This window comes from Phycisphaerae bacterium, assembly GCA_018003015.1.
In the GTDB taxonomy this organism is placed as follows: Bacteria; Planctomycetota; Phycisphaerae; order UBA1845; family PWPN01; genus JAGNEZ01.
Genome location: JAGNEZ010000025.1, coordinates 1 through 21,979, shown reverse-complemented (window position 1 = coordinate 21,979; position 21,979 = coordinate 1). Strand labels below are relative to the sequence as shown.

Here is a 21,979-nt window from a genome sequence, read left to right as displayed (position 1 = left end):
GGTACACCCTGCCCGTCTTCACGCCTGGTAGTACGGCCTGATTCCTCGTCAGACCCTAGAACTCGCGCTCCCCATTCAATCATAGGCCCGATAGCCGGGGCGTTCAATCAGCGAAACCACGATTCCGCGAACGCTTCGGGCCATCACGCATCAATAAACACGACAGCAACCAGTCTTCCGAGTTAGCTCTGTTCCTGGTCGGGAATCCTCCCCGTGACTATAAGCTATCGGACGATGAGTCAAACGATCACTGACCAGAACGAAAGGAGATCAAACGTGAACACAATGCGTCTCTACGGACCGCTCGGGATCGCCCTGGCAGCCGCTGCAGCTTTCGCGGCGAGCATGGCGGCGTCCGCTGGTGAGAACCAGCCCAAAGCCGAGGTGGCCAAAACCGCCGAGATCGGAAAGCCGGCGCCGGACTTCAACCTGAAAGATGCTTACGGCAAGGCATTTACCCTATCCGAGTTCAAGGGCAAGATCGTCGTCCTGGAGTGGATGAATCCCGGCTGTCCGGTAAGCCGGGGCAAACAGGTCGACCAGGTGATGCAGAAAACCTACGCCAAGTACGCCGCCAAGGGCGTCATCTGGCTCGGCGTGGACTCGACCGCCGGCCAGAAGGCCGAGGCCAACCGCGTCTATGCCGCCGAAACCGGACTCAACTTCCCCGTGCTCCTCGACCCGGACGGAAAAACCGGACACGCCTTCGTCGCCACGAAAACGCCCCATCTCTTCGTCATCGACAAGACCGGAAAGCTGGCCTACACCGGGGCAATCGACGACCAGGGCGAAAAGAACTTCGTCGGGGCGGCTGTCGAAGACTTGCTCGCCGGCCGGGATGTGGCTAAGAGCCGCACCGAACCGTATGGTTGCACTGTCAAGTATGCCCGGTGAGTCGGTTACCCCCCCCAGCCCCCGGCCTGATGTCCGATAAGCAGCGCCACACCCCCATGCGCGCCCCATTGCGAAGCCCGTTTCTTGCCGCCGGGCCGCTGCCGGGGGACCGACACCCGCGTTCTCGCCGCCCGAAAAACGCCCCCGCCGGGGTAGACCGGCGGCTTGCGTGGCCCGCGATCCATGGCTAAGCTAGTTTCTGGTCATGGCAAGGACTTGAGGGCGCTGCCCCATGCAAGAAAAAACGACGCGCAGCATTTACAACGTCTGGGCCTATTTTTACGACATGCTCTGGCCCGGGATCGTCCATCGCCGCACCACCCGAGCCATCGAGCAGATGCATATCCGCCCCGGTGAGAAGGTCCTCGACATCGGCGTCGGCACCGGCTTGGCCCTGCCCTCCTATCCCCGGCATGCCAAGGTCACTGGGATCGATCTCAGCGAGGGCATGCTCCGCCGGGCGAGTCGGCGAATCGAACAGCACAACCTCGATTTCGTCAACCTCTGCCTGGGCAACGCCCTGGTCCTACCGTTCCCTGACCATGCCTTTGACCATGTACTCCTCAGCCACGTCATCACCGTGGTCAGCGATCCGGTGAAACTGGTCGAGGAAACCCGGCGCGTCACCCGGCCGGGCGGCCAGATGGTCATCATCAACCACTTCCGCTCCAGCAACCGCATCATCGGCTTGATCGAGAAGTGGCTCTGCCCCCTCTGTCAGCACCTCGGATGGCGGAGCGATCTGTGCCTGCAGGAGCTGATCCAGGAGACCGGCCTGGAAGTCGATTTCCGTTACAAGCTGGACCAGGTGGACCTGTTCCAGATCGTATTCATTACCAACCGCCCGCAGTCGCAGCCCTCTCAGCGGATTGTGGCTGCGTAGGCGGACACCCGCGCACCAACGTCATTCCTCAGATGAGAATCCAGATGCCTAGGACCGTCTCCCGTGATCACGGCTCCGCGATCTGTTCACCCATGGCCGCCGCGTCCGTCCGGCTGCGCGGAGTCCTGGCTTGCAGCCTCCTGCTCGCGGCCGGCTGCCAGGACTACCGCTGGCGATGGGACTATCAAACCGCCGAAAACCAGGCTCGCGAGCAGGGCAAGGACCTGTTCATCTTCTACAAGTGGTGGATGAACGAGGACTCCAACCGAATGCACGGCGAAGTCGTGGCCGCCCCGGAAGTCGGAGCCCTGCTGCAGGATACCATCAATCTCCTTCTGGAGAAGGACTCCTCGGCCGAGTATGCCCAGTACCTCAGCAAGTACGGCGTCAACAGCACGCCGGCCTTCGTGATCGTCAAGCCGGACGGCAGTTATCGGATGGAGGTCGGCTACATCCCCAAGGATCGTTTCATCGACTTCATCAGAAAGGCGCGGGCCGGCGGCACGCAGAGCACGCCTCGCTCGCCACCGCGCGATCCGGCAGCGTCACCGGATCGGCAGCCCTGAGATCGCAATATCCACATTTTTCACTGGCATTGTGCCCATCGCTCGGTATAATCCGCGACATTGCTACGGTGCATCCAACCTTCAACCGCAAGGAGAGGACATGCAGCGGGATATCCGTCGCCAGAGGGCCAAGTTCGAGACGGTGGAACCGCTCGGCAAACGAGTCTTGATACGCAAGGACGAAGACAAAAAGGCAACCAAGGGCGGCATCGCCTTGCCGGACAACATCGAGATCCCGACCATCACCGGACGCGTGGTCTCGGTCTCCGCCCAGATTGCGGCGGACGACAACTTCCCGATTCGCCAGTACGACAAGGTGCTGTTCAACCCCAAGGGCTCCGTGCCCGTGGACTTCGAACCGGGCAACCAACTCTTCGTCGTTCCGATTGACGACGTGGTCGCGGTCTTCCGGCATCGCTCTTGACGCGACAGGCATCCATGCGCACATCCCCGCGACCGCTTCCCCCTCGAGCGCTGATCGGGATGGTCCATCTGTGCCCCCTGCCGGGCAGCCCTTCGGAATCACATCATCTCGACGAGATCGTCCGCCTGGCCGTCGCCGACGCCAAGGCCCTCGCCGATGCGGGCTTCGACGCCCTGATGATCGAGAACTTCGGCGATGCACCCTTCCGGGCGACCGAGGCCGATCCGCACACCGTGGCGGCCATGACCGTCGTCGCCCGTTGCGTGCGCCGCGCGGTCGAGCTGCCACTGGGAATCAACGTGCTTCGCAACGACGCCCGGGCCGCCCTGGCGGTCGCCACCGCCACCGAGGCGGCCTTCGTGCGCGTCAACGTGCACACCGGCGTGTATGCCACCGACCAGGGCATCATCGCGGGCCAAGCGGATGAAACCCTCCGCTATCGCCGCCGGCTGAACGCCGACGTCGCCATTCTTGCCGACGTCCACGTCAAACACGCCCTGCCCGTGTCCAATCCGAGTATCGCCGAGGCGGCGGAAGAGGCCGCCTATCGCGGCAAGGCCGACGGCTTGATCGTGAGCGGAACGGCCACCGGCAAGCCCACCCGTCTGGAGGACCTTCGGGCCGTACGCCAGGCGGTCCCCGATCGCCCGATCTACGTCGGCAGCGGCGCATCCGCTGCCAGCATCAGGGACCTCCTCCAACTTGCGGACGGCGCGATCATCGGTACGGCCATCAAGCAGGATGGCCGGACCACCGCTCCGGTCGATCCGTCCCGGGCCCGAGCGGTGGTCCAGGCCGCCAGGAGTCGATAGCATGGTCAAGCCCCGCATTCACATCACCGCGGTCGGCAGCCCGGCTCCCGATGCCCTCCAGCGCCTGGGCGTCAGGAACGTGGCCGGGCTCGCGAAGCTGGCCCAGGCCGGTGCCGGCGACCAGTACGAAGTCACCGCCAACGCGAGGATGATCCTGGCCAGCGAAGTCGATAACCAGGGTGGTCGTTCGGACGATGATGCCCGAGCCAGGGAAATCGAGTCCGTCCTGGCCGATGACCGCGTCGCCGCCCTGGTCACGATCCGTGGCGGGGCGTGGTTCACCCGGCTGCTCGATCAGATCGACTGGAACGTGCTCAGACGCCGCCGGAACATGATCCACATCTTCGGCTTCAGTGAGATGACCACACTGGTGGCCATCGCCGGTCAGTATCCCCGGGCGGTCGGTCTGTATGATCTGGGACCGATCTTCATCTTCGCGGGAATGAAACGCTGGGCCCTCCAGAACATCAGCACCCTGGTCGACCCGACCAAGATGTCCGCCGACGAGCAACAGGGATTCGCCGCCGGCTGGGCCACCGCCGAGTTCCCCCGGAAGTTCACCGAGTTCTTCGGCGAAGTCGCCGGTGCCGTCGAGGGCAGGGGCATGCCGCGCGTGCCGGCCGGGGAGTTGCTGGCCGGCTCACTGCCTTCACGCAGCCGCATCACCATCACCGGCGGCAACCTCAGTCTGCTGATGCCCTTGCTCGGTTCGCGGTTCGCCGGAGCGATCGATACCCGCGGCAAATGGCTGGCGATCGAGGATCTGAACGAACCCGCCGACAAGATCGACCGCATGATCGCGGCCCTGAAGCTGGCCGGCCTGTTTGAGCGGGCCCAGGGCGTCATCCTCGGCGATTTCCACAACAAGGACGACAACTTGACCGCTGCGGCCTGCAGGGTGCTGCGCTACCATCTGCCGGAACGGCGAACGCCGATCGTGCGAATCGGCAACTTCGGGCATGTCTGGCCAATCGCCCCGTTACCCATGAACCGCCCGGTCACGCTGGTCTGCCGACGCCGGGCTCGGCATAAGCCGTCGGTGAGCATCGAGATTCCCTGGCGGGAATGGGCGAGGTAACACCCGTGATCGAGTTGAGGCAACAAGGCGGCGACGTGCTGCTTCCGGTGAAGGTGGTGCCTAAGGCGTCACGCGACCGGATCGTCGGCGAGCTTGACGGGGCCCTCAAGATCGCGGTGTCGGCTCCGCCGGAGAAGGGCGCGGCCAACAAGGCGGTCTGCACCCTCGTTGCCAGGACCCTGGGGATCCGCGCTCAGCAGGTGAACGTCGACAGCGGTCACGGCTCGCCGCGGAAATCCCTGCGGATCACCGGGGTCACCGCGGCCGACGTCGCCAGGCTGTTCACTTCTGAATGACGATCATCGGGTATCGCCCGACGCGGAGCAACAGCCGCGGGAAGAGGTCTTCGATGCGGTAGAGGAGTCTCACGAAGAGCCCCCCAAGCAGATTGTCGGGCACGAATCGTCGCGAGAACGCCGTGCCCATCACCCGCCACGCACGAACCTGCAGCCGCCAGCTCTTCGGGAATGACTGCTCAAACCAGCGATAGGGATAGGCGTGGGCGTAGAGGGGCGGCCGGGCGGTCGCGGTTTGCCCGCCGGCTTGCTCCTTGGCCGACCGTCGCCTCGACCACCCCTTGTGCAGGCGATAGAAGCCCGGAATCGTGGCACACCACCGCTCCGCGCGAAACAGCCGCTTGATTTTCGCCAGGAGCGGGTATTTCCGTGTGTACAGAATGACGCAGCCACCGTCGGGGGCCGTGGCCCGATGCAGCTCCCGAACCGCCCTGGCCTGCTCGGTGGCCGGCACGTGGTAGAGGATGTGGGCCGCCACGACCGCGTCGAAAGCACCGTCCTTGAAAGGCAGGCGCGTGATGTCCGCCTGCACGTAGAACCCAAAACCACCAAGCTTCTCGCGGGCCTGCTTCAGGGCCTCGAACGAGAAATCCGCGCACACCCGGCGATCATAGCCCGCGGATTGCTCAAGGTACTCCGGGTGGGGAATCGGTCCCGAGCCGGCATCCAGGAAGAAGCGACCCTTGGCCGGGATGTACCTCTGCACGCGCCGGTTGGTCTGCAGGTAGTACCATTGGACCACTTGCCGGCCGTCCTCGAAGAGCACGACGTCGTTGTAGACGCCGGTCGCGTCCCGGCTCCAGCCGAAATGCTCGTAGAACGTCCGGACAATGCTCTTGTCATGGTCCATCGAACACGGTTCCTCGTCATCGTCTCGGAGAACAACGCTCCCCACGTGTTATCGGCACACGGAGCCGAACGGAACAGATGGCCGCCGGCCCGGCCGCGGCCTGCTGCCCCTCGGATCGTACGCCGCGAGCCCTGGACGATGCGAGGGTCGGTCCAAAGGCCCACCACGCCCGCCGAGGTACGCGGACGATGCTCTTCTCGGATGCCGTGAGAACGCGCAGCGGGTGGGTCCTGCGAAGCCCGCGTCGTTGCATGACGTGAGTCCGATAACAAAGCACTTGGCATTCCACAAGGCGAGGCTCCGGGAAGGCTCGAGACAATAAAGGCAACTTCATGCTCGCCTCATCTTCTTTTCATGCGCTTGGGCTAGAGTCTGAGGGTATCAGGTCACGGTGTGCACCATGACGCGTTAGGCGATATCTCTGTGCCGGGGAGTCAATGGATCTTCAGAGCTTGACCGTCTGGCTGAAACGACTGACGGCTTGGCGGCTGGAACCCGGCTGGGCACGGGTCGGCGTCCGTTGCGGGGTGCTGATGCCCGCCGCGCTGGTGGGCCTCTTGTGCCTCGCGGTCCACGGGGCCTCGAGAACCGAGGTGGTCGAGATCCGGAACAGCGGCCCCGTTCCCCTGGTCGAGCACACCGTGCTGATCACGCTGACGGCCGAGCAGGTCCAGCTCGGGGGTTTTCCTCCTGATTTCGGTAGCGTGAGGTTCTATCAGGGGTTGGATGCAGCCACACCGATTCCCTTCTGGATGATGGATGAACAGCCTGGCGTCTCCGCCACCTTCTGGGTTCGTGTGCCGCGGCTGCCTTTGGGTTCGGGCTTCATCACCTACAGTTGCGAGCCGCCTGGAGGACCACGCTATGAGCCTTCCACGCTGACCGCCCGCCTGCTCGCAAGCGAGGGCATACGTCTCGCTCTCCGTACCGACCCGCCGGGCAAGACCACGACCCACCCGACAGTGGTACCGGCCGAAGGTTGGATGTGTCGGTTGTCCCCTGAGACGCCGCCGACGGTGAACCGCGTGCTCGTGGACACCATGTTCCCCCAGAATCCCAGCCCGGCCCTGAGCGCCAACGAACTCGAGAACCCCGAGGTCTGGCTCAGTGCTGACCGGGGACTGACCTGGGATTGGCCACCGGACGTGGCCACAAATCCCGCATGGAAGTACCACAACAACTGGATTGTCGGCCCGCCCTCGGGTCCCGACGGAGGCAACAACTCGGATCCCGAGGCGGTCTTCCTGAGGGCGGGCTCATTGCCCAGCGGCGGGCCTGCAACCGATACGCTCCGCGTGTACCACCGCACCAACTCCGTCGGGCACGCGGTCTTCTTTGACGACCTGACCTCGACCGACGGGGCCTGGACGGGCGTCCAGATCTCGGCCTTCAACCCCACCAGCCTGGTGGGCCCCTACAACAGCTTCACCAGCCCGACCGTGATTCAGGAACCCGACGGCAGCTTGAGAATGTGGGCGATGAACTTGCTGGGCACGAACACCGTGGTCATGGTCGCTTACAGCTCTCAGGACGGGGTGACCTGGACCACGCTGGGCACGGCCGACATGGGGCTGCCGAAAGGCCTCTGGGGACCCTGGCATTTCGACGTGATCAGGGAGGGCGGAGTCTACTGGCTGATGGGCAGTTTCGGAGCGTTCCGGGAGAACAAGACCAGCAAACACGACGTCTACATGCTGCGGTCGGAGGACGGGCTGCATTTCAGCCTCCTGCTGCCCACCGTTCTGGAGCCGGCGTCCGGCTGGTTCGGCATCGGAGCCTATCGCCCGTCCATGCTCTACGTGCCGGGCGAGGGTCTGGAAATCTACGTCGGCTGCAACGCCCGCGAATCCAGCACCCCCGGTGTCGGCGGCACGGGTCGATGGTTCGACGCCGGCTGGAACCCCCATCTGCCCCGGTCTGCACCGGCCATCTCAACCGTGTTCTGGGGCAGCGCCCGGGACTTCGTCTCCAACGCCGCCCAGTGGCCCCACCCCTGGTTCACAATCGACGACAGCCAGAATGCCACCACCCTCCTCTCGGTCGCGAATCTCCTGGCATTCGCATCCCAGTCGCCGGTGATTCCCAGGGCCAGGGTGGACTCCAACTTCCTTCGTCCTCGCGATCACGAATACCACATGCGCTTGAAGGTCGATCCAGACAGCTACGTGGCCCTTCAGGCTTCCGGCTCGTACGGCCCCTGGATCGATTCGTACCACAGCGGCCTCCCTCCCCAGAGTGGAGTGCAGTTTCGCTGGGGCTCCCGGTATGTGCCCGTCGCCGGGCCAGTCCCCCTGGGCGACATCAACGCGTTCCACTCCGTGCGGTTCCGGCGGGTCGGAAACGTGGGGCGTTTTTGGTGGGATGGCGGCGAGCTGCCCCCCGGCCCGTTCGAGGTGCTCGGCTCGGACAACGCGGATGATCTGACCTGGCAGATCGCCCGCACCGATGCCCCAAGCGTGACCATGGGCGTCGATTGGTATTTCTATCGCGATGCCGTCGAAGCCGAGCCCACGGTCAACATCGGCTGCGATGACCACGATGCCTGCACCGCCGACGGCTACGACCCCCAGAACGGCTGCATCCATATCGCCAAGGATTGCGACGACCACGATGTCTGCACCGACGACAGCTGCGATCCTCAAGTCGGCGAGTGCGTGAACGCGCCCAAATCCTGCGACGACGGCGACCTGTGCACGATCGACCGCTGCGACCCGCAGTCCGCGTGTCTTCACCAAGCCGTCTACTGCGATGACGGCAATCCCGGAACCGAGGACCACTGCGACCCCCAGACCGGGGGCTGTGTGCACGCGGCAACCCCCAAGCTGACCAGCGCCGTCTCGGTGAAGACCCACGGCGGGGCAGGTGATTTCGGCATCGATGTGACGGCCGGAGACGCGATCGAGCCCCGGGCCGGCGGACCGAGCCTGCTGATCGTCTCGTTCGACCGGCCGGTGCAGACGGTCAACGGCCTCGATGTGGCCAGCGTGGGCCTCTCCAGCGGCCGGGTGGACGCCCTCGTCGTCGCCGAAACCACGGCCACCATTCTGCTGAGCGGGGTCAACGACGGCGAGACTCTCAAGGTGGTATTCCCTGGTATAGTGAATTCAGAGGAGGGAAGCCCGGTTTCCGCAACCCTCTGCTTCACGGTCATGTCCGGCGACGTCAACGCGGACCGTCGCGTCAACACCCTGGACATGGGAAAGGTACGCTCCACCCTGGGCGAGCCGGTGAACGCCGCCAACTTCCGATCCGATCTCTCCGCAGACGGGCGAATCAATGTCCTGGACCTCACCCGCGTCCGTCTCAACGTCGGTCAGATCGCTCCGGACAGCTGCCCGTAGTCACCGTCCTCAACGCCCGGTTGGCGATGGCCCCGATGATCGCCAGAACCACCAGTCCGACCACCAGGGTGATGAGCCACTGCCCAGTTGACGAGAAACTGCCCGTGCTCAGCTCGGTCACCTGGGCCCCGACATACACCGCGAAGACCGTCCGCGGGGCAATACCCACCACCGTGCCCAGGGCGTAGACCGGCCAGCTCACCTTGGTGGCAGCCATCACCAGATTGGTGATCGCAAACGGGGAATTCGGCGGGACGCGCAGCAGCGCGACAATCAGCAGAGTCTTCCAAAAACCACCACCAACCAGAGCCGTATATACTGCTTTCCACTTCGGCTGCTCCTCGATGAGCCTCACCACCCGCTCGCCCGAGGCCCGGCGGGCAATCACGTAGGCCAGCGTCGCGGCCCCGAGAATCCCCCCCAGGGCGGCCAGCGACCCCGTGAACCGGCCAAAGCAGAAACCGCCGGTGATCGACTGGGCGTAAGTCGGCAGCAAGGCAAGACCCGCCAGCAGCGAGTAGCCGACCACGTAAATGAACACCCCCTGGTCGCCTTGGCCACGCAGCCAGTTCCCCGTCCAGCTCAAAGACCCCAGCAACACAAAACCGCCCAGCGCCGGAAGCGTGGCCGAGATCACCGCCAGCACACCCGCTGGACCCAGATGACGAAGCAGCGCAATGACTTTCCGCGCATCCCACGGACCCGAGGCGTTGAACGATTCGGACGCACCGGACTCCGTCGAGCGCGATCGCTCTTCCGTCGGTCGTGATCCCTCATTCACGGTGGAAGGGTAGGATCCTAGGCCTTGCCCGTCAACGTGGCTACACGTTCCACCTCGATTCGCCTCCCTCCGCTCCCTCAAGCCGTCTTCTCCATCAGCCAGAGCAGATTCTTGGCCAGCTCATCCAGCGTCGTCATCGCTTCCGCATCCCCGGCCACGTCCCCCTCCTTCATGCCCTGACCCACGTTCCAGTACGTGCTGCCCGGAACAATCATGCCGTTGATCAAAAACCACATGTTCAGCTCCGCGAAGGTCAACAGCTGCCCCGCCCGGCGGGCGGGAACCACCGCCGCCCCGATCTTGCGGTTGAGAAACTGGGTGCTCACCCGGCTGACGAAGCCAACCCGATCCAGGTACGCCTTCATCTGACCGGTCAACGAGCCAAAATAAACCGGCGAGCCCAGCAGGATCACGTCCGCGGCTACGGTCCGGGCGATGATCGCGTTGCCGTCGTCATTTCGACCATGACACTTCCCGTCCCGCTCCCGGGCGCAGGCCATGCACGCCCCGCAGGGTCGCAGGTCGTACGCCTCCAGAAACAGATCGTCGACCTCGTGGCCCGCCTCGACCAGCACCGAGGAGACCCGCTTGAGCATGACGCCCGTGTTGCCATGAGGCCGGGGACTGCCGTTGACGGTCAGAATTCGCATGGTCACACCTCCATTCCACGGTTAACTCAACCCGATAACCCCGCCAACCGATAAACCGGATGGACCAGGGCAAGAGCGCACGGCGAATCCTGCGTGGACCGGCTTCCGGCCGCTCGGCAACCAGGCTTCCCACGACGCACCCTGAGCCCCGGAGCTTGTGGCCCGCCGGTTCGCGGGCACATTATAACCTATTGCCACACGGTGAATTAGACCGGGAGGAACAGTATGAGACTCCGTGCCATGGTTCGCAAACTCGAAATCGCGCTGATGACGATGGGCCTGGGAGCGGCGTTCTCCATCCCAGGTTGCGACCCCGACGTGTCCGACGCCCTGATCAACGGGCTGGGTGAGACCGCCGTCGCCGCCAGCCAGGGCATCACCGAGACGGCTTTCCAGGCCATCCAGGCGATGTTCACCTCCGGGACCCAGCCGGCCAGCACCACCATGGGCGGCGGAACCGTACCATCGGTCTGATAACCAGAGCTTCGCCCCCCCCGGGCGTAACCACACAGCGTTTCCGTGCTCCTTTCCAGTTGGCAGGGCTCGCCTTGCGGACCACACTGAGGGTCTGCACGACGAGCCCTGTTGCCTGCCGTGCCCTTTCCGAACAACCTCGATCACCACGCAGGTCCGCGCCCGGTACCTCGCCTGAACTCCCACCCCGCTCGGCTCCCCTTCGCAGGCGGGCCATCGCCTTCCGCCCATCCCCGACCGGCAAAGAGACCGCCTCCGCCCGCTCTCCAGGCATCGGGCCTGCGCGGCAAATCCGGCGTCACGCGTGCAGACGCACAATCGGGCAACTCGGCAGCCCGATGGCGATGGCCCGGCGAACCAGATTGAACCAGCGTCTGCACCGGTCGAGGACCACGCTGTCGGCCGTCGCGATCATCGCCTCGCTGGCCGCCAGAACCGCATCCGGATTGGCCACCAACTCCACCTGCCAGGACCAGCCTTGACGCCCCGCGGCCGCGAGCAGCATCGTCCTGAGCCGGCCGCTGTTCGAGACCGGCCGATCCAGGTACCACACCACCCGTGCGACCCCAAGGTGGGCCAGCACCCGCCCGATGAGCTCGCTGGCCGGCATCGTCTCCTTCACCTGCCGGAACGTGCCGTGCATGCTGGCCATATCCCGGTAGCAGCCGTCTCGGCCCTCGAGGACTACCCCCCCGGCCAGGGCCGCCTCGATGCTGGTCAGAACGTTGTAGCCGTCAATCAGCAGCGGCTGGTCTCCTACCTCCACCTCCGCCGCCTCCGTCCGGCGCCGATGCGCCAGCGACGCGTCGCTGCACGCGCAGCGCATCACCGCCGTACGCTGCCGCTCGTTGAGCTGGAAATGATCACCAACCAGCTTGAGGGCGGACTTCTCCGCGTATCCGCCCGTCAGCAGCCAGGAAAGATCCTCGACCGCGCGGCAGAGCGTCGGCCAGACCGTCGGCGCGAACAAGCGATCATCCTCGGGATGTCGGCCGCGATGGGTTCGCCGGTCAGGCACAAATGGCCTCGCACCAAGTCGTGAAGCGGGTCGGTCGGCACGAGCCGGGCACGATTCACGTGGCCGTCGCCGCTCGTTGCTGCCTTCGACTGCCTTCGGCTGCCATAACGCATCCCGTAGAACTGGACATCGACCGGCTCGTGAAAGACACCAGCCCCCAACCCAGACCCTTCAGCCCATTGTGCCACAGAATCTCGCCCGTGGCCGGATCGAGACAGAATACCTCCCCTCGCACCGAGGCCAGCAACTGGTTGCCGTCGAGGGCCAGATTGACGAAGTCGCTGCCCTTCAGCGGCGTACGCCAGATCTCCTCACCCGTCGATCGGTCCAGGGCCAGAACCGTTCCGGCAATGCCGATAAACACGGGTTCCCCGTTGGGGCGTTGCATGGCGAGGCCTCCTTCAAAACACGCGGACGATCCACACCGGCCATCCAGGAGGATAGACGAGACCCGTCCGTTCCTCTTTCTGGAAAACACTCCTTGATCGTACAAACCAGGCCGCAACGATGTCAACGAAACCCGAATCGCCCGGTCGGAACGTGCTCCCATCCGCTGCAACCGTCATCAGGCGATACCTCTCGACGCCAATCGCCACGCGGACAGATGCCCTCCAGGCAAACCCGCCCGGCCGACCCTGCTTGTATCGACGGCCAACGAAGTTACACTTGTCTGCATCATGGGCTCCACGCTCCCGGTCTTCGCATTGATCCTGGGTCTGGTCCTCGGTGCCGCCGCCCTGTGGCTCGTGCTCCGCGGCCGCATCGCCGACGCCATCCAGCTGGGCCGCGCCGAATCGGAAGCCCAACGCGCCGCCCTCCAGGAGCGACTCCAGGGCCACGAACGGCGTCTGGCCGAGCTCGCCGCCGAATCACAGCGATTGAACGGCGACATCGGCCTCATGCGCGAACAGGCCCAGGTGGAAACCGCCAAACGATCCGCCGCCGAAGAACAGTGCCGCCAGATCCCCAGACTCGAGGCCGTCCTCAAGGAGAAGGAGGCCCAGGTCACCGGCCTGCAGGAAACCGAGAAGGCCCTCAAGGCAGCCCAGGCAGAACTCGAAACCAGACTGGCCGAACAAGCTCGCCTCGCCGAGGAGAAGCTCAAGCTGCTCGAAGAGGCCCGCGTCCGGCTCTCCGACGCCTTCAAGGCCCTGGCGTCGGAAGCCATGCTCAGCAACAATCAGTCCTTTCTCGAACTGGCCCGGGCCTCATTGGAGAAGTTCCAGGAAAGCGCCAAAGGCGATCTCGAGAAGCGACAGGCGGCTATCGGGGAGTTGGTCAAGCCAGTCGCCGAATCGCTCAAGGAATTCAACACCCGAATCCAAGGCATCGAGAAGGAGCGAGTCGGGGCCTACGAGTCACTACGCAGCCAGGTCCGGTCGCTCATCGATACCCAGAACCAGCTTCGGTCCGAGACGTCAAACCTGGTCAAGGCCCTCCGCTCCCCCGTGGTCCGCGGGCGATGGGGCGAGATTCAGCTCAAACGCGTGGTCGAAATGGCCGGCATGGTCGATCACTGCGACTTCTATGAACAACAGATCGTCGAGGGCGATGAAGGCCGCCTCCGCCCCGATCTCCTGGTCCGCCTGCCGGGCGAGAAGAGCATCGTGGTGGATGCCAAGGCCCCCCTGGCCGCCTACCTCGAGGCCATCGAGACCGGCGACGACGAACAACGCAAGGCGAAAATGGCCGAGCATGCCCGCCAGATCCGCAACCACGTCACCGCCCTGGCACGCAAGTCCTACTGGGAGCACCTCCAGCCCGCCCCGGAGTTCGTCGTCCTCTTCCTGCCAGGCGAAACCTTCTTCAGCGCCGCCCTCGAGCAGGACCCCGCCCTCATCGAGTTCGGCGTCGATCAACGCGTGATCCTGGCCACTCCGACCACCTTGATCGCCCTGCTAAGGGCCGTCTCCTACGGCTGGCGCCAGGAAAGCCTCGCCCGAAATGCCCAGGACATCAGCGAGTTGGGCAAAGACCTCTACAAGCGGATCTGCACCATGAGCGCACATTTCGACAAGCTCGGCCGCAACCTCGGAACCGCTGTCGGGGCCTACAACGACGCCGTCGGCTCACTGGAAGCCAAGGTGCTGCCCTGCGCCCGACGGTTCAAGGACCTGCACGCCGCACCCGCCGGCACCGATGTCAACCTCCTCGAACCCTTGGAACGAACCCCCCGAACACTCCAGGCGACCGAAATGCGACCAGAGCTGCCGCCCCCGGCAGGCGACGATCCACCTCCCGAGACCCCGCCTGGCGATTGATCCGCGGCCCGTCCGCCATGCGCGCCCCCCACCCCTGCGGAGAACCGGCCGTCCGGAAGGGCAAGTCATCGACCCAGGAGCCAGCCGGAGAGGCTGAAGTAGAAAGCCAGCGTGGCGATGTCGGCGGAGGCAAGCACGATCGGGCCGGCGGCAATCCGCGGATCACGGTTGAACCGGCGAATGGTCGTCGGAATGAGCACCCCCAGCAGGCATGCCGTGAGCATCGCCAGGGCGATGCTCGCACCGATGGAGAGCGAAACCAAACCCGATCCCTTCCAGACAAACGCGACCAGCCCCACAACCAGCCCGCATCCCGTACCCAGCATCGCCGCGGTGGCAAACTCCTTGCGTAAATTGCCCCATAACCGCAGCCAGTGAATCCGCTGGGACTCCAGCCCCACCAGCGTCAGGGTCATGGATTGCATGCTCACGCTCTCGGCCAGGGCCAGCACCACCGGAATGAACAGGGCCAGCACAATCACCGTGTCGAGAAACGCCTCGTAGCGCCCGGCAATCAGAGCACAGAGAATCCCGCCAATGATGTTGCACAACAGCCAGGGAAACCGGTCCACGAAGCTGCGCCACGGAGATACCTTGCGCCCAAGGGCCACGTGCACGCCCATGAGCTGGAACACACGCTCCGCCTGCCGGCGCTCGAAGCCCGTGACCGCCTCGTCGGTGAACAGGCCGATGTCGATGGCCCCGGCCAGCCGCCCTTCTGAATCAACGACGGGCAGGGCGAGAAACCGGTGCTGGCCGAACGACTCGCACGCCTCCAACACCGTCGCCGTCGCCTCGATCGCAACCACCTGGGTATCCATGATCGCCTGGACACACTCCGAGGGCGGGCTGATCAGCAATCGGCGGGTCGAGACCACGCCGACCAGCCGCTGGTCAGCATCGGTAACATACAAGTAGACGACCTTGTCGCTCAGATCACGTGTGCGCAGCTCCGTCAACGCCTCGCTCACGGTCATGTCTTGGCGAAGGGCAGTGCTCCAGGCCCGCATGTGCAGCGACACCGGGTCATCGAAATGCTGGGAAGCGATGAATCGACTCATCGGGGGGGAATTATAGAGAACGACCGCATCACTCGAAACCCCGGAGGCCAAAACCGGGCCCGTGACACCTTCGTCCCTGTCTCAGTAGGTGTGCGACCGGCATCTCGCCGGCGCTGATTCAAGCCGCTTCCCCGTCTCACCAAATCTGCTCAGATAGGCTCTGAGACGGTCAACCTCGCCCAGCGGACGTCAATGAGGGGCGCGACACCCTGAGGTCGCCTCGGCAACCTCTCCCGCTCAAGGCGCATCCCTGGACCGGTCACTGAAGACCGGTCCGCCTTCCGGCTTCGTCCGCAGCCTATCGCTTGCGCGGAAACTTCGTCTGCGTCATCCAGGCCGGTCGGGAGCGGCGGATGTCATAAACCACCCAGCCGGCACAGATCGCGGCCACCCCGAAACTGAGTGTGCCGAACATGAAGACCAGGTTGCTCATGTTCTGGGCCGAGGCCCGACGCCGGTTTTCCTCCTGCGACTCCCGTGTGGGCTGGGTCGTCGCCGGCGCGGAACTCGCCGGGGCCGTGGCTGCCGGAGAAGTGGCCCCGGCCTCCTGCGGCGACGGCGCAATCATGAAACTCAGAACCACCAGGCCGATGCCCACCAGCAAGGCGGCAATGCCGATCCCGATGGCCTTCACACGACCGCGACGCTTGTGGACATGCTTCATGATTCAAGACTCAACACTCAACACAACGGCAATCTCGTCACAGTTCGCCTGGAGCGGGCAGCGAACACAGTCCGTCCAGACCTTGTGCGGCAGCGTCTCCTTGGGAACCTGAGCGAATCCCAGCTTCCCGAAAAAACGATCCTCGCGGGTCAGGGCAAACACCCTGGCCAAGCCCAGCCGGCGACCCTCCGCTACCACCGCCCGGACCAGGGCCGAGCCAATCCCCCGACCCTGCCAGCCCTCGGCCACAGCCAGGCTCTTGACTTCCGCCAGATCACGCCAGGCCAGCTCTAATGCCGCACAACCCACCACCCGCTCCGCCCCGTCCACGTTCTCCACCGCCACGAAGAAATCCCGCAAGTGCTCGTACAGATCGGCGTGCGAACGAAACAGCATCCGATTGAACTCGGCATGACCGGTAATCAACCGGTGGATCGCAGGCACATCGACCATGGTCGCCGGACGAATCACGGGCAACTCCCCGCCGCGCCGGGCGGCAAACGAGAGCTATTCTATGACCCTGGTCCGGAGCCGGCAATTGTCTACCATAGGACAGAACCCGCGACAACGACCGGCCAACGTCAACCTCGACCGCGATCTGCCCCTGCTGGCCAAGAACGGGCGAGTCGTGGTCGTCGGCAGCCGCGGCCGAATCGAGATCGACCCCCGCACCACGATGGGCCGCGACAGCGCTATCCTCGGTATGGCCCTGCTCAATATACCCGAGGCCGACCAGATCACGCTCCACGCGGCCATCCGGGCCGGATTGGCCAACGGCGCCCTGACGCCGGTGATCGGCTGGCAAATCCCTCTCCCCGAGGCCCCCCAGGCTCACCACCAAATCATCGAGTCGCGAGCCTACGGAAAGACCGTCCTGCGAACGTGAGTCGCAATCAGCAACCACCACCCGCCGGCAGGCATCACCCCGGCCAGGGCGGAGCCCCGATCCGGCTTCCGACCTTCCTTCGGAACACCCGCCGTGTTCTTCATGGCGAGCGGTGCCTGCGGCCTCCGCCGGTAACCAGGCCGTGCCCCGACCACGCAACGCGTTCTTTGACATCCTCAAAAGCGGACATCCTGCTTCCCAGGGTGCACTTGAGGTCAACATCGGGGGGGCAACATTGGCTTCGTTTGGCGCCGGGCTTTTCATGGATCCCGGGCAGGAACCGCTCTGGCGGCATCAATAACGCGGTTCGACGACCGACAACCAGGCTTCGATTGGGTTCGTTTCGCCCCAAACCCTGACGCCCATCCGCCCGACAAGCCCTCCTCCGATCTGGCCGGCAGACGCCACGGTGAGATGAACTGGTCCGGGAAACCGCAAGGATGTGCGTGCTTTGGCCCCGTGCCCCCCCGTCCAACTCAGGGCTATGAAGCTCCCTTCAGCCGCTCAGGCAGCCGACCGCTGATCGCTGACCGCTGACCGCCGGCCGCTGACCGCCGACCCCTGACCGCTCCACCTCACCTCTGCACTCGCGCCGAACAGCCTTTGGCGAACGCCTCGACCTCCTCGAGCTTCGCCATGGTCACGTCGCCGGGGAACGTGGTCAGCAGGGCACCGTGAGCCCAGCCCAGCCGCAGGGCTTCCTCCGGTGGGCGGCCGGCCAGCAGACCGTACAGCAGGCCCGCCGCGAAACCGTCGCCGCCCCCGATCCGGTCAATAACGTCAAGCTGGCAGGTGGGGGTGACGTACCGCCGGCCGTCCAACCACAACACCGCCGCCCAATCATGCCGATTGGTCGAGTGAACCTCCCGCAGCGTGGTCGCCACCATCTTCACGTTCGGGAACCGCTCGACGACCCGCTCGATCATCGTGAAGAACGTGTCCGCATCCAGCTTCGACTTGGAGGCAACCTCAGGTCCCTGGATGCCCAAACCTTTCTGCAAGTCCTCCTCGTTGCCGATCAGGGCGTCCACGTTGCCGACGATCTTCCGCAAAACCTGCTGAGCACGCGGCAGACCGCCGATCGGGGCCCACAGCTTCGCCCGGTAGTTGAGATCGAACGAGTTGATCGCCCCCGCAGCCCTGGCAGCCTGCATCCCCTCGAGGATCAGCTCCGATGTCGTCTCCGACAGGGCCGCGAAAATGCCTCCCGAATGGAACCAGCGAACCCCTCCGGCGTGAATCTTCACCCAGTCGAAATCGCCCGGCTTCAGCAACGCCCCGGCTTCGTTCGAGCGGTTGTAGAACACCACCGGCGGGCGAACACCCTGGCCGCGGTCACTGTACACCGTCGCGATGTTCGGCCCACGCACGCCGTCGTGCTCGAACCACTTGTAGAACGGCTTGACCCCCATCTCACGCACCCGGCCCTGGACCAACTCGCCGATCCCGTAGTCGACCATCGCCGTCGCAATCCCCGTCCGCAGCCGGAAGCAGTCCGCAAGCCCGGCCGCCACGTTGTACTCCCCACCAGAGACGTGAATGGCCACCGAGCGGGCCTTGCGGAACGGAATCACCCCGGGATCAAGCCGATGAACCACCGCCCCAAGGGCAAGAAAGTCCAGATCACATGCGTCCTGGCGTACCTTCAAACCGGCCATCGATCCTCCTCGATCGTTCGATCATCAGTCGTGAAATCAAGCACTCGGCGGGTGCTTCGCGTCGCCGGCGAACCATGCTAGCCGGGCAGGGGGGCTTGTCAACCGGCCTTGCGACCAGCGTCCTTGGCGGGCCAGATGCCTCGGACTACCTCCCAGACAATGTCCAGCCGGGCGGTGAACGCGACCGTGGCATTGTCCTGCTCGTCGAAGCTCGGCCCCTCGGTCTGCTGAATGGCGTTCTCGATGGCCAACAGCGCGTCCGCCGGCCTGCCCAGGTGGGCGAGCAGGCCATCGAGGGCTATGCCACCTGGAAGAGGTAACTGCTCGATCTGAAGCCAGAGCTGGCGCCTGGCCTCGATCCCGGCAGCCCCCGCCGCCAGCCGGCGCCGGATCTCGCGACCGGCGACGTTCACCGGCGGCTGACCCGTGACCTTGACGCTCAGCGTGCGCTCCACCCAGACCGGCCGCCCGGTCATCGACTCAACCTCGGTCGCCCCCGCCAGACTCCACGCGATCCCCGGGGCGACCGCAAACCCGTCCAGAATCAGCGGATCCTGGAACTCCGGGTCCACCGCCCGCGTCAGATCCGCCTCGATCGGATCGCCCGAGTCCTCCGCCCCTCGGATCAGGATCTGGAGCACGTCGGTCCGGCCGATCTCGTCCGACACGCGACAGATGCCTGCCGGCTCATAGACCGCCTTGGGCAACGCCACGGCGCAAACCCGCCGCCCAACCGCCCGGCGAAACGCCGGAAACCGGCCCCACAACTGCCCCACGGTCTGCGTCGGCGTCAGTCGCCACTGCCCCATACGCTCCAGCAGATGCTGCCGCAGATCGGTCTCCGCCGCCGCTCGAACCAGGGCCAACTGGTGCTCGTCGCAGTGCCGCCACCCGACCGGCAGCCCGACCGCGCTCCCGTCAGCCCTGACCCGGCCGACGCCCGCGAGACGCGCCCGGCCGCGGCTCTCGATCTCGACCACCGACCGGTCCGCCTTCGGAAAGAACCGGGCGGCAATGTCCTGGAGCATCTCCGCCAGCCGCTCCATCGGCAGCGAGACCTCGACCTCGACCAGGTTCCCTGGAAGGGGCCTGGCCCGGCGCTCTACCCGGGATTCCAAAAGGCTCTCTCGGAGTCCGCGATCGGCGTCGGGCACCACGCCAAGCAGGCCACCCACGGTCCATCCACCCGCCAGGTGGATGGCCATGACTTCGTCGACCAGCTGCTGGAACGCCTGGTCACTCGCCCTCTGGGCGACGCTGGCCGGCTGGCTCTCCGGCTCCTGTGCCAGGGCCACGGTGCCGACCATGACCAGGGCGGCCCAGCCCAGCAGGCTCAGGGCGACGACACGCCCACACCCCGACCGGCCCTCAGCCCCAGAGTTCTGCCGAGAGCGGTCAACCATGGACCCGGAAACCGACATGATCGCATCATACTCCAGCCGCCGGCGCATGAAAACGCGGGTGCCGGCCGCTCGCCAACACCCGCCCCACGCCGTCGCTGACCACGCGTCAACTGCCCGAGTCATTCCACTCGGTCGGGCACCAGAACCTCCGTCCCCGGCGACACCATCCTCGGTTCAGTCTGCTCAACGCGATCAGGCACCAGCGCTTCGCTGCCGGGAGATACCATCCTCGGCTCGGCCTGCTCAATTCGCTCGCTGCTCTGGTAGCTCCGAACTTCGCTCCCGCAGCCGGTCAAGGTGGCCAGTGTCCAGGCCGGGACCGCCAACGCCAGGGCGATCGTGAAACGCTGCATGTCAGACTCTCCTTCCTGCTCGACCGTCCGTCCCGTTTGCCGACTAGCCGCCCTGGCCGGCCCGCATCCGTCCGTCAATCAGTTCCCAGACCTGCATGCCCGGAACGACCACCGTCACCGTGGCGATGTCGCCGTCGAAGGTCGTCCTTTCGACCCGCGAGTTCACGATCACCGCATCGACCGAACTCCGGATTTCGTCGTGCTGGGCGATGAAGTCCTCGACCACGAGGTTCGATTCGATGCGCAGGCCCATCACGTGTTCCGCCAGCTTGCGTTTGGCCTCCAGTTCCGCGGCCCGGGCCGCGAGCAGTCTGCCCTGCGGCGTGCCCCGCTTGTCATTCGGAGCCATGCCTTGGCCGTCCATCGTGATCCACCCGGTCGCCCACGGAGGATAGGTGGTCTGCAACGCGGCCTCCGCCTGCTTCACGCACTGCGGCGGGGGTATACCCATGCCGGAGGCCTCGAAGACCTGGCGCTGGATTTGCTTGGTCACCTCGGTGACGTCCGTTCCCTTGATGCGGTCTCCCTGGATGCTGCGGCTGTGCAGCTCCTTGATCACGTTGATCACCGACTCCATCGGCACCTCGATCGTGACCTCGGCGATCGGTTCGTTGGAATGGAGGTACTCGCAGGTGACCTTGAACCCGACCAACATCTGCTCGGTGACGGCGGTGATCTCGTCCGACTGGGTCACGAAATCGCGAACCAGGGTGTTCGAGGTGACCCGCAGGCCGCCAATCCGCTCGGCGAGATTCCTCAAGGCGACGAGTCGGGCCGCCCGGACAGCCATCATCCGGGCCTGAGGACCCAGTTTCTGCCAGAGCGGCGGGAGCGGCGGGGTCGGCGGGGGAGGAGGACCCTTCTCGATCACTTGTTCGACGCCGGCCGGCAGGTTCGGCGGCAGATCCGGGCGCGGGGCGCCGGTGCCCACGACCTTGATGACCTCCGTCCGAACGTGCTGATTCATGTGCTCGATGTCGTGACCCTTGATCCGGTCACCCTTGTAGTGCCGGGCGTGGACTTGCTTGATCTCCTGGATCAGCCGCGAGACGGTCACCTCGGCCGGCACCTCACAGGACTGGTCGCTGAGCCACCTCGGCTGGCCCAGCTTCACGCCTCGGATGAACGTGTCCATGGCCGCCTGGATGAAGTCGCTCTCGGCGACGAAGTCCTTGACGTAGGTGTCGGACGTGATCTTGAGACCCTTGATCGCCTCGGCCAGCTTGCGGTAGGCGTCCGCCTGGGCGGCCCGCATGCTCAGCAGCTTGTTCTCAGCCGCAGTGGTGTCGACCTGGGCGAATGCGGGTATGACCGTGGCGACTGTCATCAATGTAGTAATAAATCGTGTGACAGTTCTCATGTGGATCTCCTGGGGTCATAATCGCGAGCACGGAGCATGCCTTATTGGATTAGACACGCGCTTGGCGGGCCTGGTTAGGGGCGCTGGACTCATTTGCCTGGTGGTCTTGGCGGGTTTGCCTGGCGGTCCCGGCGGGTTGACCTAGCCTTGATTCCCACGGAACCCTGCGGGCTTAACACCCGCGGCGGAGATTCCACACGCCCGACAGGGTCGGCGCCTTCCGTCTGTTAGTAGTGCACTAGACTCAACAGCGAGTATTTCACCAT

23 protein-coding genes are annotated in these 21,979 nt (G+C 65.0%); 11 read left to right on the top strand and 12 right to left on the bottom strand.

The features are described 5' to 3' along the window. Positions 1–276 precede the first annotated feature (276 nt). From KA354_12670 to KA354_12640, 7 genes are all read left to right on the top strand, one after another. Positions 277–894, top strand: a complete 618-nt coding sequence (locus KA354_12670; GenBank protein ID MBP7935491.1) for a redoxin domain-containing protein — start codon at positions 277–279, stop codon at positions 892–894. A 232-nt stretch (positions 895–1,126) separates the two neighbouring features. Further along, on the top strand, positions 1,127–1,777 hold the full coding sequence (locus KA354_12665) for a methyltransferase domain-containing protein (GenBank protein MBP7935490.1): 651 nt from the start codon (positions 1,127–1,129) through the stop codon (positions 1,775–1,777). A 44-nt stretch (positions 1,778–1,821) separates the two neighbouring features. Next, complete coding sequence (locus KA354_12660; GenBank protein ID MBP7935489.1) at positions 1,822–2,343, top strand: thioredoxin family protein; 522 nt, start codon at positions 1,822–1,824, stop codon at positions 2,341–2,343. Between the two features lie 100 nt (positions 2,344–2,443). Continuing rightward, positions 2,444–2,767, top strand: coding sequence for a co-chaperone GroES (locus KA354_12655; GenBank protein MBP7935488.1), 324 nt, complete (start codon positions 2,444–2,446; stop codon positions 2,765–2,767). Positions 2,768–2,781: 14 nt separating this feature from the next. After that, a complete protein-coding gene (locus tag KA354_12650; protein MBP7935487.1) occupies positions 2,782–3,579 on the top strand; it encodes a BtpA/SgcQ family protein in 798 nt (265 codons plus the stop codon). 1 nt (position 3,580) lies between these two features. Then, on the top strand, positions 3,581–4,657 hold the full coding sequence (locus tag KA354_12645; protein ID MBP7935486.1) for an LD-carboxypeptidase: 1,077 nt from the start codon (positions 3,581–3,583) through the stop codon (positions 4,655–4,657). Further along, a complete protein-coding gene (locus KA354_12640) occupies positions 4,645–4,953 on the top strand; it encodes a DUF167 domain-containing protein (GenBank protein MBP7935485.1) in 309 nt (102 codons plus the stop codon). Before KA354_12645 ends, KA354_12640 begins: the two co-directional genes overlap by 13 nt. Here the strand turns inward: KA354_12640 and KA354_12635 are convergent. After that, on the bottom strand, positions 4,940–5,803 hold the full coding sequence (locus KA354_12635; GenBank protein MBP7935484.1) for a class I SAM-dependent methyltransferase: 864 nt from the start codon (positions 5,801–5,803) through the stop codon (positions 4,940–4,942). The genes KA354_12640 and KA354_12635 overlap by 14 nt on opposite strands. 437 nt (positions 5,804–6,240) lie before the next feature. On the opposite strand from KA354_12635, the gene KA354_12630 reads away from it, so the two are divergent. Next, positions 6,241–9,144, top strand: a complete 2,904-nt coding sequence (locus tag KA354_12630; GenBank protein MBP7935483.1) for a hypothetical protein — start codon at positions 6,241–6,243, stop codon at positions 9,142–9,144. On the opposite strand, the gene KA354_12625 is transcribed toward KA354_12630, so the two are convergent. Beyond that, a complete protein-coding gene (locus tag KA354_12625; protein MBP7935482.1) occupies positions 9,107–9,925 on the bottom strand; it encodes a TVP38/TMEM64 family protein in 819 nt (272 codons plus the stop codon). The two genes, KA354_12630 and KA354_12625, sit on opposite strands and share 38 nt — an antisense overlap. 77 nt (positions 9,926–10,002) lie before the next feature. Then, a complete protein-coding gene (locus tag KA354_12620; protein ID MBP7935481.1) occupies positions 10,003–10,575 on the bottom strand; it encodes a flavodoxin family protein in 573 nt (190 codons plus the stop codon). Between the two features lie 225 nt (positions 10,576–10,800). On the opposite strand from KA354_12620, the gene KA354_12615 reads away from it, so the two are divergent. After that, positions 10,801–11,049 carry a hypothetical protein gene (locus KA354_12615; protein ID MBP7935480.1) on the top strand — a complete coding sequence of 83 codons (249 nt, stop codon included), beginning with the start codon at positions 10,801–10,803 and terminating at the stop codon, positions 11,047–11,049. 298 nt (positions 11,050–11,347) lie between these two features. Here the strand turns inward: KA354_12615 and KA354_12610 are convergent, their stop codons facing one another. Then, a complete protein-coding gene (locus KA354_12610; GenBank protein MBP7935479.1) occupies positions 11,348–12,019 on the bottom strand; it encodes a DUF434 domain-containing protein in 672 nt (223 codons plus the stop codon). 103 nt (positions 12,020–12,122) lie between these two features. Further along, the gene (locus KA354_12605) at positions 12,123–12,455 is read right to left on the bottom strand and encodes a PQQ-binding-like beta-propeller repeat protein (protein MBP7935478.1); all 333 of its coding nucleotides are present in this window, start codon (positions 12,453–12,455) and stop codon (positions 12,123–12,125) included. Positions 12,456–12,744: 289 nt separating this feature from the next. On the opposite strand from KA354_12605, the gene rmuC reads away from it, so the two are divergent. After that, positions 12,745–14,328 (top strand): DNA recombination protein RmuC, encoded by a 1,584-nt coding sequence (gene rmuC, locus KA354_12600; GenBank protein MBP7935477.1) that lies wholly within the window; start codon positions 12,745–12,747, stop codon positions 14,326–14,328. Positions 14,329–14,393: 65 nt separating this feature from the next. Here rmuC and KA354_12595 read toward each other — a convergent pair whose 3' ends face one another. The 3 genes from KA354_12595 to KA354_12585 form a co-directional block, all read right to left on the bottom strand. Then, a complete protein-coding gene (locus KA354_12595) occupies positions 14,394–15,389 on the bottom strand; it encodes a magnesium transporter (protein MBP7935476.1) in 996 nt (331 codons plus the stop codon). Between the two features lie 298 nt (positions 15,390–15,687). After that, the gene (locus KA354_12590; GenBank protein ID MBP7935475.1) at positions 15,688–16,053 is read right to left on the bottom strand and encodes a hypothetical protein; all 366 of its coding nucleotides are present in this window, start codon (positions 16,051–16,053) and stop codon (positions 15,688–15,690) included. Positions 16,054–16,056: 3 nt separating this feature from the next. Continuing rightward, positions 16,057–16,506, bottom strand: a complete 450-nt coding sequence (locus tag KA354_12585) for an N-acetyltransferase (protein MBP7935474.1) — start codon at positions 16,504–16,506, stop codon at positions 16,057–16,059. Between KA354_12585 and KA354_12580 the strand changes: the two genes are divergently transcribed. Further along, positions 16,505–16,939: a zinc-binding dehydrogenase gene (locus KA354_12580; protein MBP7935473.1), complete on the top strand. Its 435-nt coding sequence runs from the start codon at positions 16,505–16,507 to the stop codon at positions 16,937–16,939. The genes KA354_12585 and KA354_12580 overlap by 2 nt on opposite strands. A 575-nt stretch (positions 16,940–17,514) precedes the next feature. Here KA354_12580 and KA354_12575 read toward each other — a convergent pair. The 4 genes from KA354_12575 to KA354_12560 all read right to left on the bottom strand — a co-directional run bounded on the left by KA354_12575 (position 17,515) and on the right by KA354_12560 (position 21,713). After that, positions 17,515–18,597 (bottom strand): sugar kinase, encoded by a 1,083-nt coding sequence (locus KA354_12575; GenBank protein ID MBP7935472.1) that lies wholly within the window; start codon positions 18,595–18,597, stop codon positions 17,515–17,517. Positions 18,598–18,695: 98 nt separating this feature from the next. Further along, on the bottom strand, positions 18,696–20,123 hold the full coding sequence (locus KA354_12570) for a hypothetical protein (protein MBP7935471.1): 1,428 nt from the start codon (positions 20,121–20,123) through the stop codon (positions 18,696–18,698). Continuing rightward, complete coding sequence (locus KA354_12565; GenBank protein ID MBP7935470.1) at positions 20,120–20,353, bottom strand: hypothetical protein; 234 nt, start codon at positions 20,351–20,353, stop codon at positions 20,120–20,122. The genes KA354_12570 and KA354_12565 overlap by 4 nt, the downstream gene beginning before the upstream one ends. Before the next feature lie 43 nt (positions 20,354–20,396). Continuing rightward, entirely contained in the window at positions 20,397–21,713 is a 1,317-nt protein-coding gene (locus KA354_12560; GenBank protein ID MBP7935469.1) for a hypothetical protein, read from the bottom strand. Positions 21,714–21,979 lie beyond the last annotated feature (266 nt).

Bases quoted from the DNA above. Each gene is read 5' to 3' on its own strand.
- KA354_12620 (MBP7935481.1), bottom strand. From the start codon at position 10,575: ATGCGAATTCTGACCGTCAACGGCAGTCCCCGGCCTCATGGCAACACG.
- KA354_12650 (MBP7935487.1), top strand. From the start codon at position 2,782: ATGCGCACATCCCCGCGACCGCTTCCCCCTCGAGCGCTGATCGGGATG.
- KA354_12575 (MBP7935472.1), bottom strand. From the start codon at position 18,597: ATGGCCGGTTTGAAGGTACGCCAGGACGCATGTGATCTGGACTTTCTT.
- KA354_12585 (MBP7935474.1), bottom strand. From the start codon at position 16,506: ATGGTCGATGTGCCTGCGATCCACCGGTTGATTACCGGTCATGCCGAG.
- KA354_12655 (MBP7935488.1), top strand. From the start codon at position 2,444: ATGCAGCGGGATATCCGTCGCCAGAGGGCCAAGTTCGAGACGGTGGAA.
- KA354_12645 (MBP7935486.1), top strand. From the start codon at position 3,581: ATGGTCAAGCCCCGCATTCACATCACCGCGGTCGGCAGCCCGGCTCCC.
- KA354_12635 (MBP7935484.1), bottom strand. From the start codon at position 5,803: ATGGACCATGACAAGAGCATTGTCCGGACGTTCTACGAGCATTTCGGC.
- KA354_12595 (MBP7935476.1), bottom strand. From the start codon at position 15,389: ATGAGTCGATTCATCGCTTCCCAGCATTTCGATGACCCGGTGTCGCTG.
- rmuC (MBP7935477.1), top strand. From the start codon at position 12,745: ATGGGCTCCACGCTCCCGGTCTTCGCATTGATCCTGGGTCTGGTCCTC.
- KA354_12640 (MBP7935485.1), top strand. From the start codon at position 4,645: ATGGGCGAGGTAACACCCGTGATCGAGTTGAGGCAACAAGGCGGCGAC.
- KA354_12615 (MBP7935480.1), top strand. From the start codon at position 10,801: ATGAGACTCCGTGCCATGGTTCGCAAACTCGAAATCGCGCTGATGACG.
- KA354_12570 (MBP7935471.1), bottom strand. From the start codon at position 20,123: ATGACTCGGGCAGTTGACGCGTGGTCAGCGACGGCGTGGGGCGGGTGT.
- KA354_12665 (MBP7935490.1), top strand. From the start codon at position 1,127: ATGCAAGAAAAAACGACGCGCAGCATTTACAACGTCTGGGCCTATTTT.
- KA354_12630 (MBP7935483.1), top strand. From the start codon at position 6,241: ATGGATCTTCAGAGCTTGACCGTCTGGCTGAAACGACTGACGGCTTGG.
- KA354_12565 (MBP7935470.1), bottom strand. From the start codon at position 20,353: ATGCAGCGTTTCACGATCGCCCTGGCGTTGGCGGTCCCGGCCTGGACA.
- KA354_12560 (MBP7935469.1), bottom strand. From the start codon at position 21,713: ATGAGAACTGTCACACGATTTATTACTACATTGATGACAGTCGCCACG.
- KA354_12605 (MBP7935478.1), bottom strand. From the start codon at position 12,455: ATGCAACGCCCCAACGGGGAACCCGTGTTTATCGGCATTGCCGGAACG.
- KA354_12660 (MBP7935489.1), top strand. From the start codon at position 1,822: ATGCCTAGGACCGTCTCCCGTGATCACGGCTCCGCGATCTGTTCACCC.
- KA354_12590 (MBP7935475.1), bottom strand. From the start codon at position 16,053: ATGAAGCATGTCCACAAGCGTCGCGGTCGTGTGAAGGCCATCGGGATC.
- KA354_12580 (MBP7935473.1), top strand. From the start codon at position 16,505: ATGGTCGCCGGACGAATCACGGGCAACTCCCCGCCGCGCCGGGCGGCA.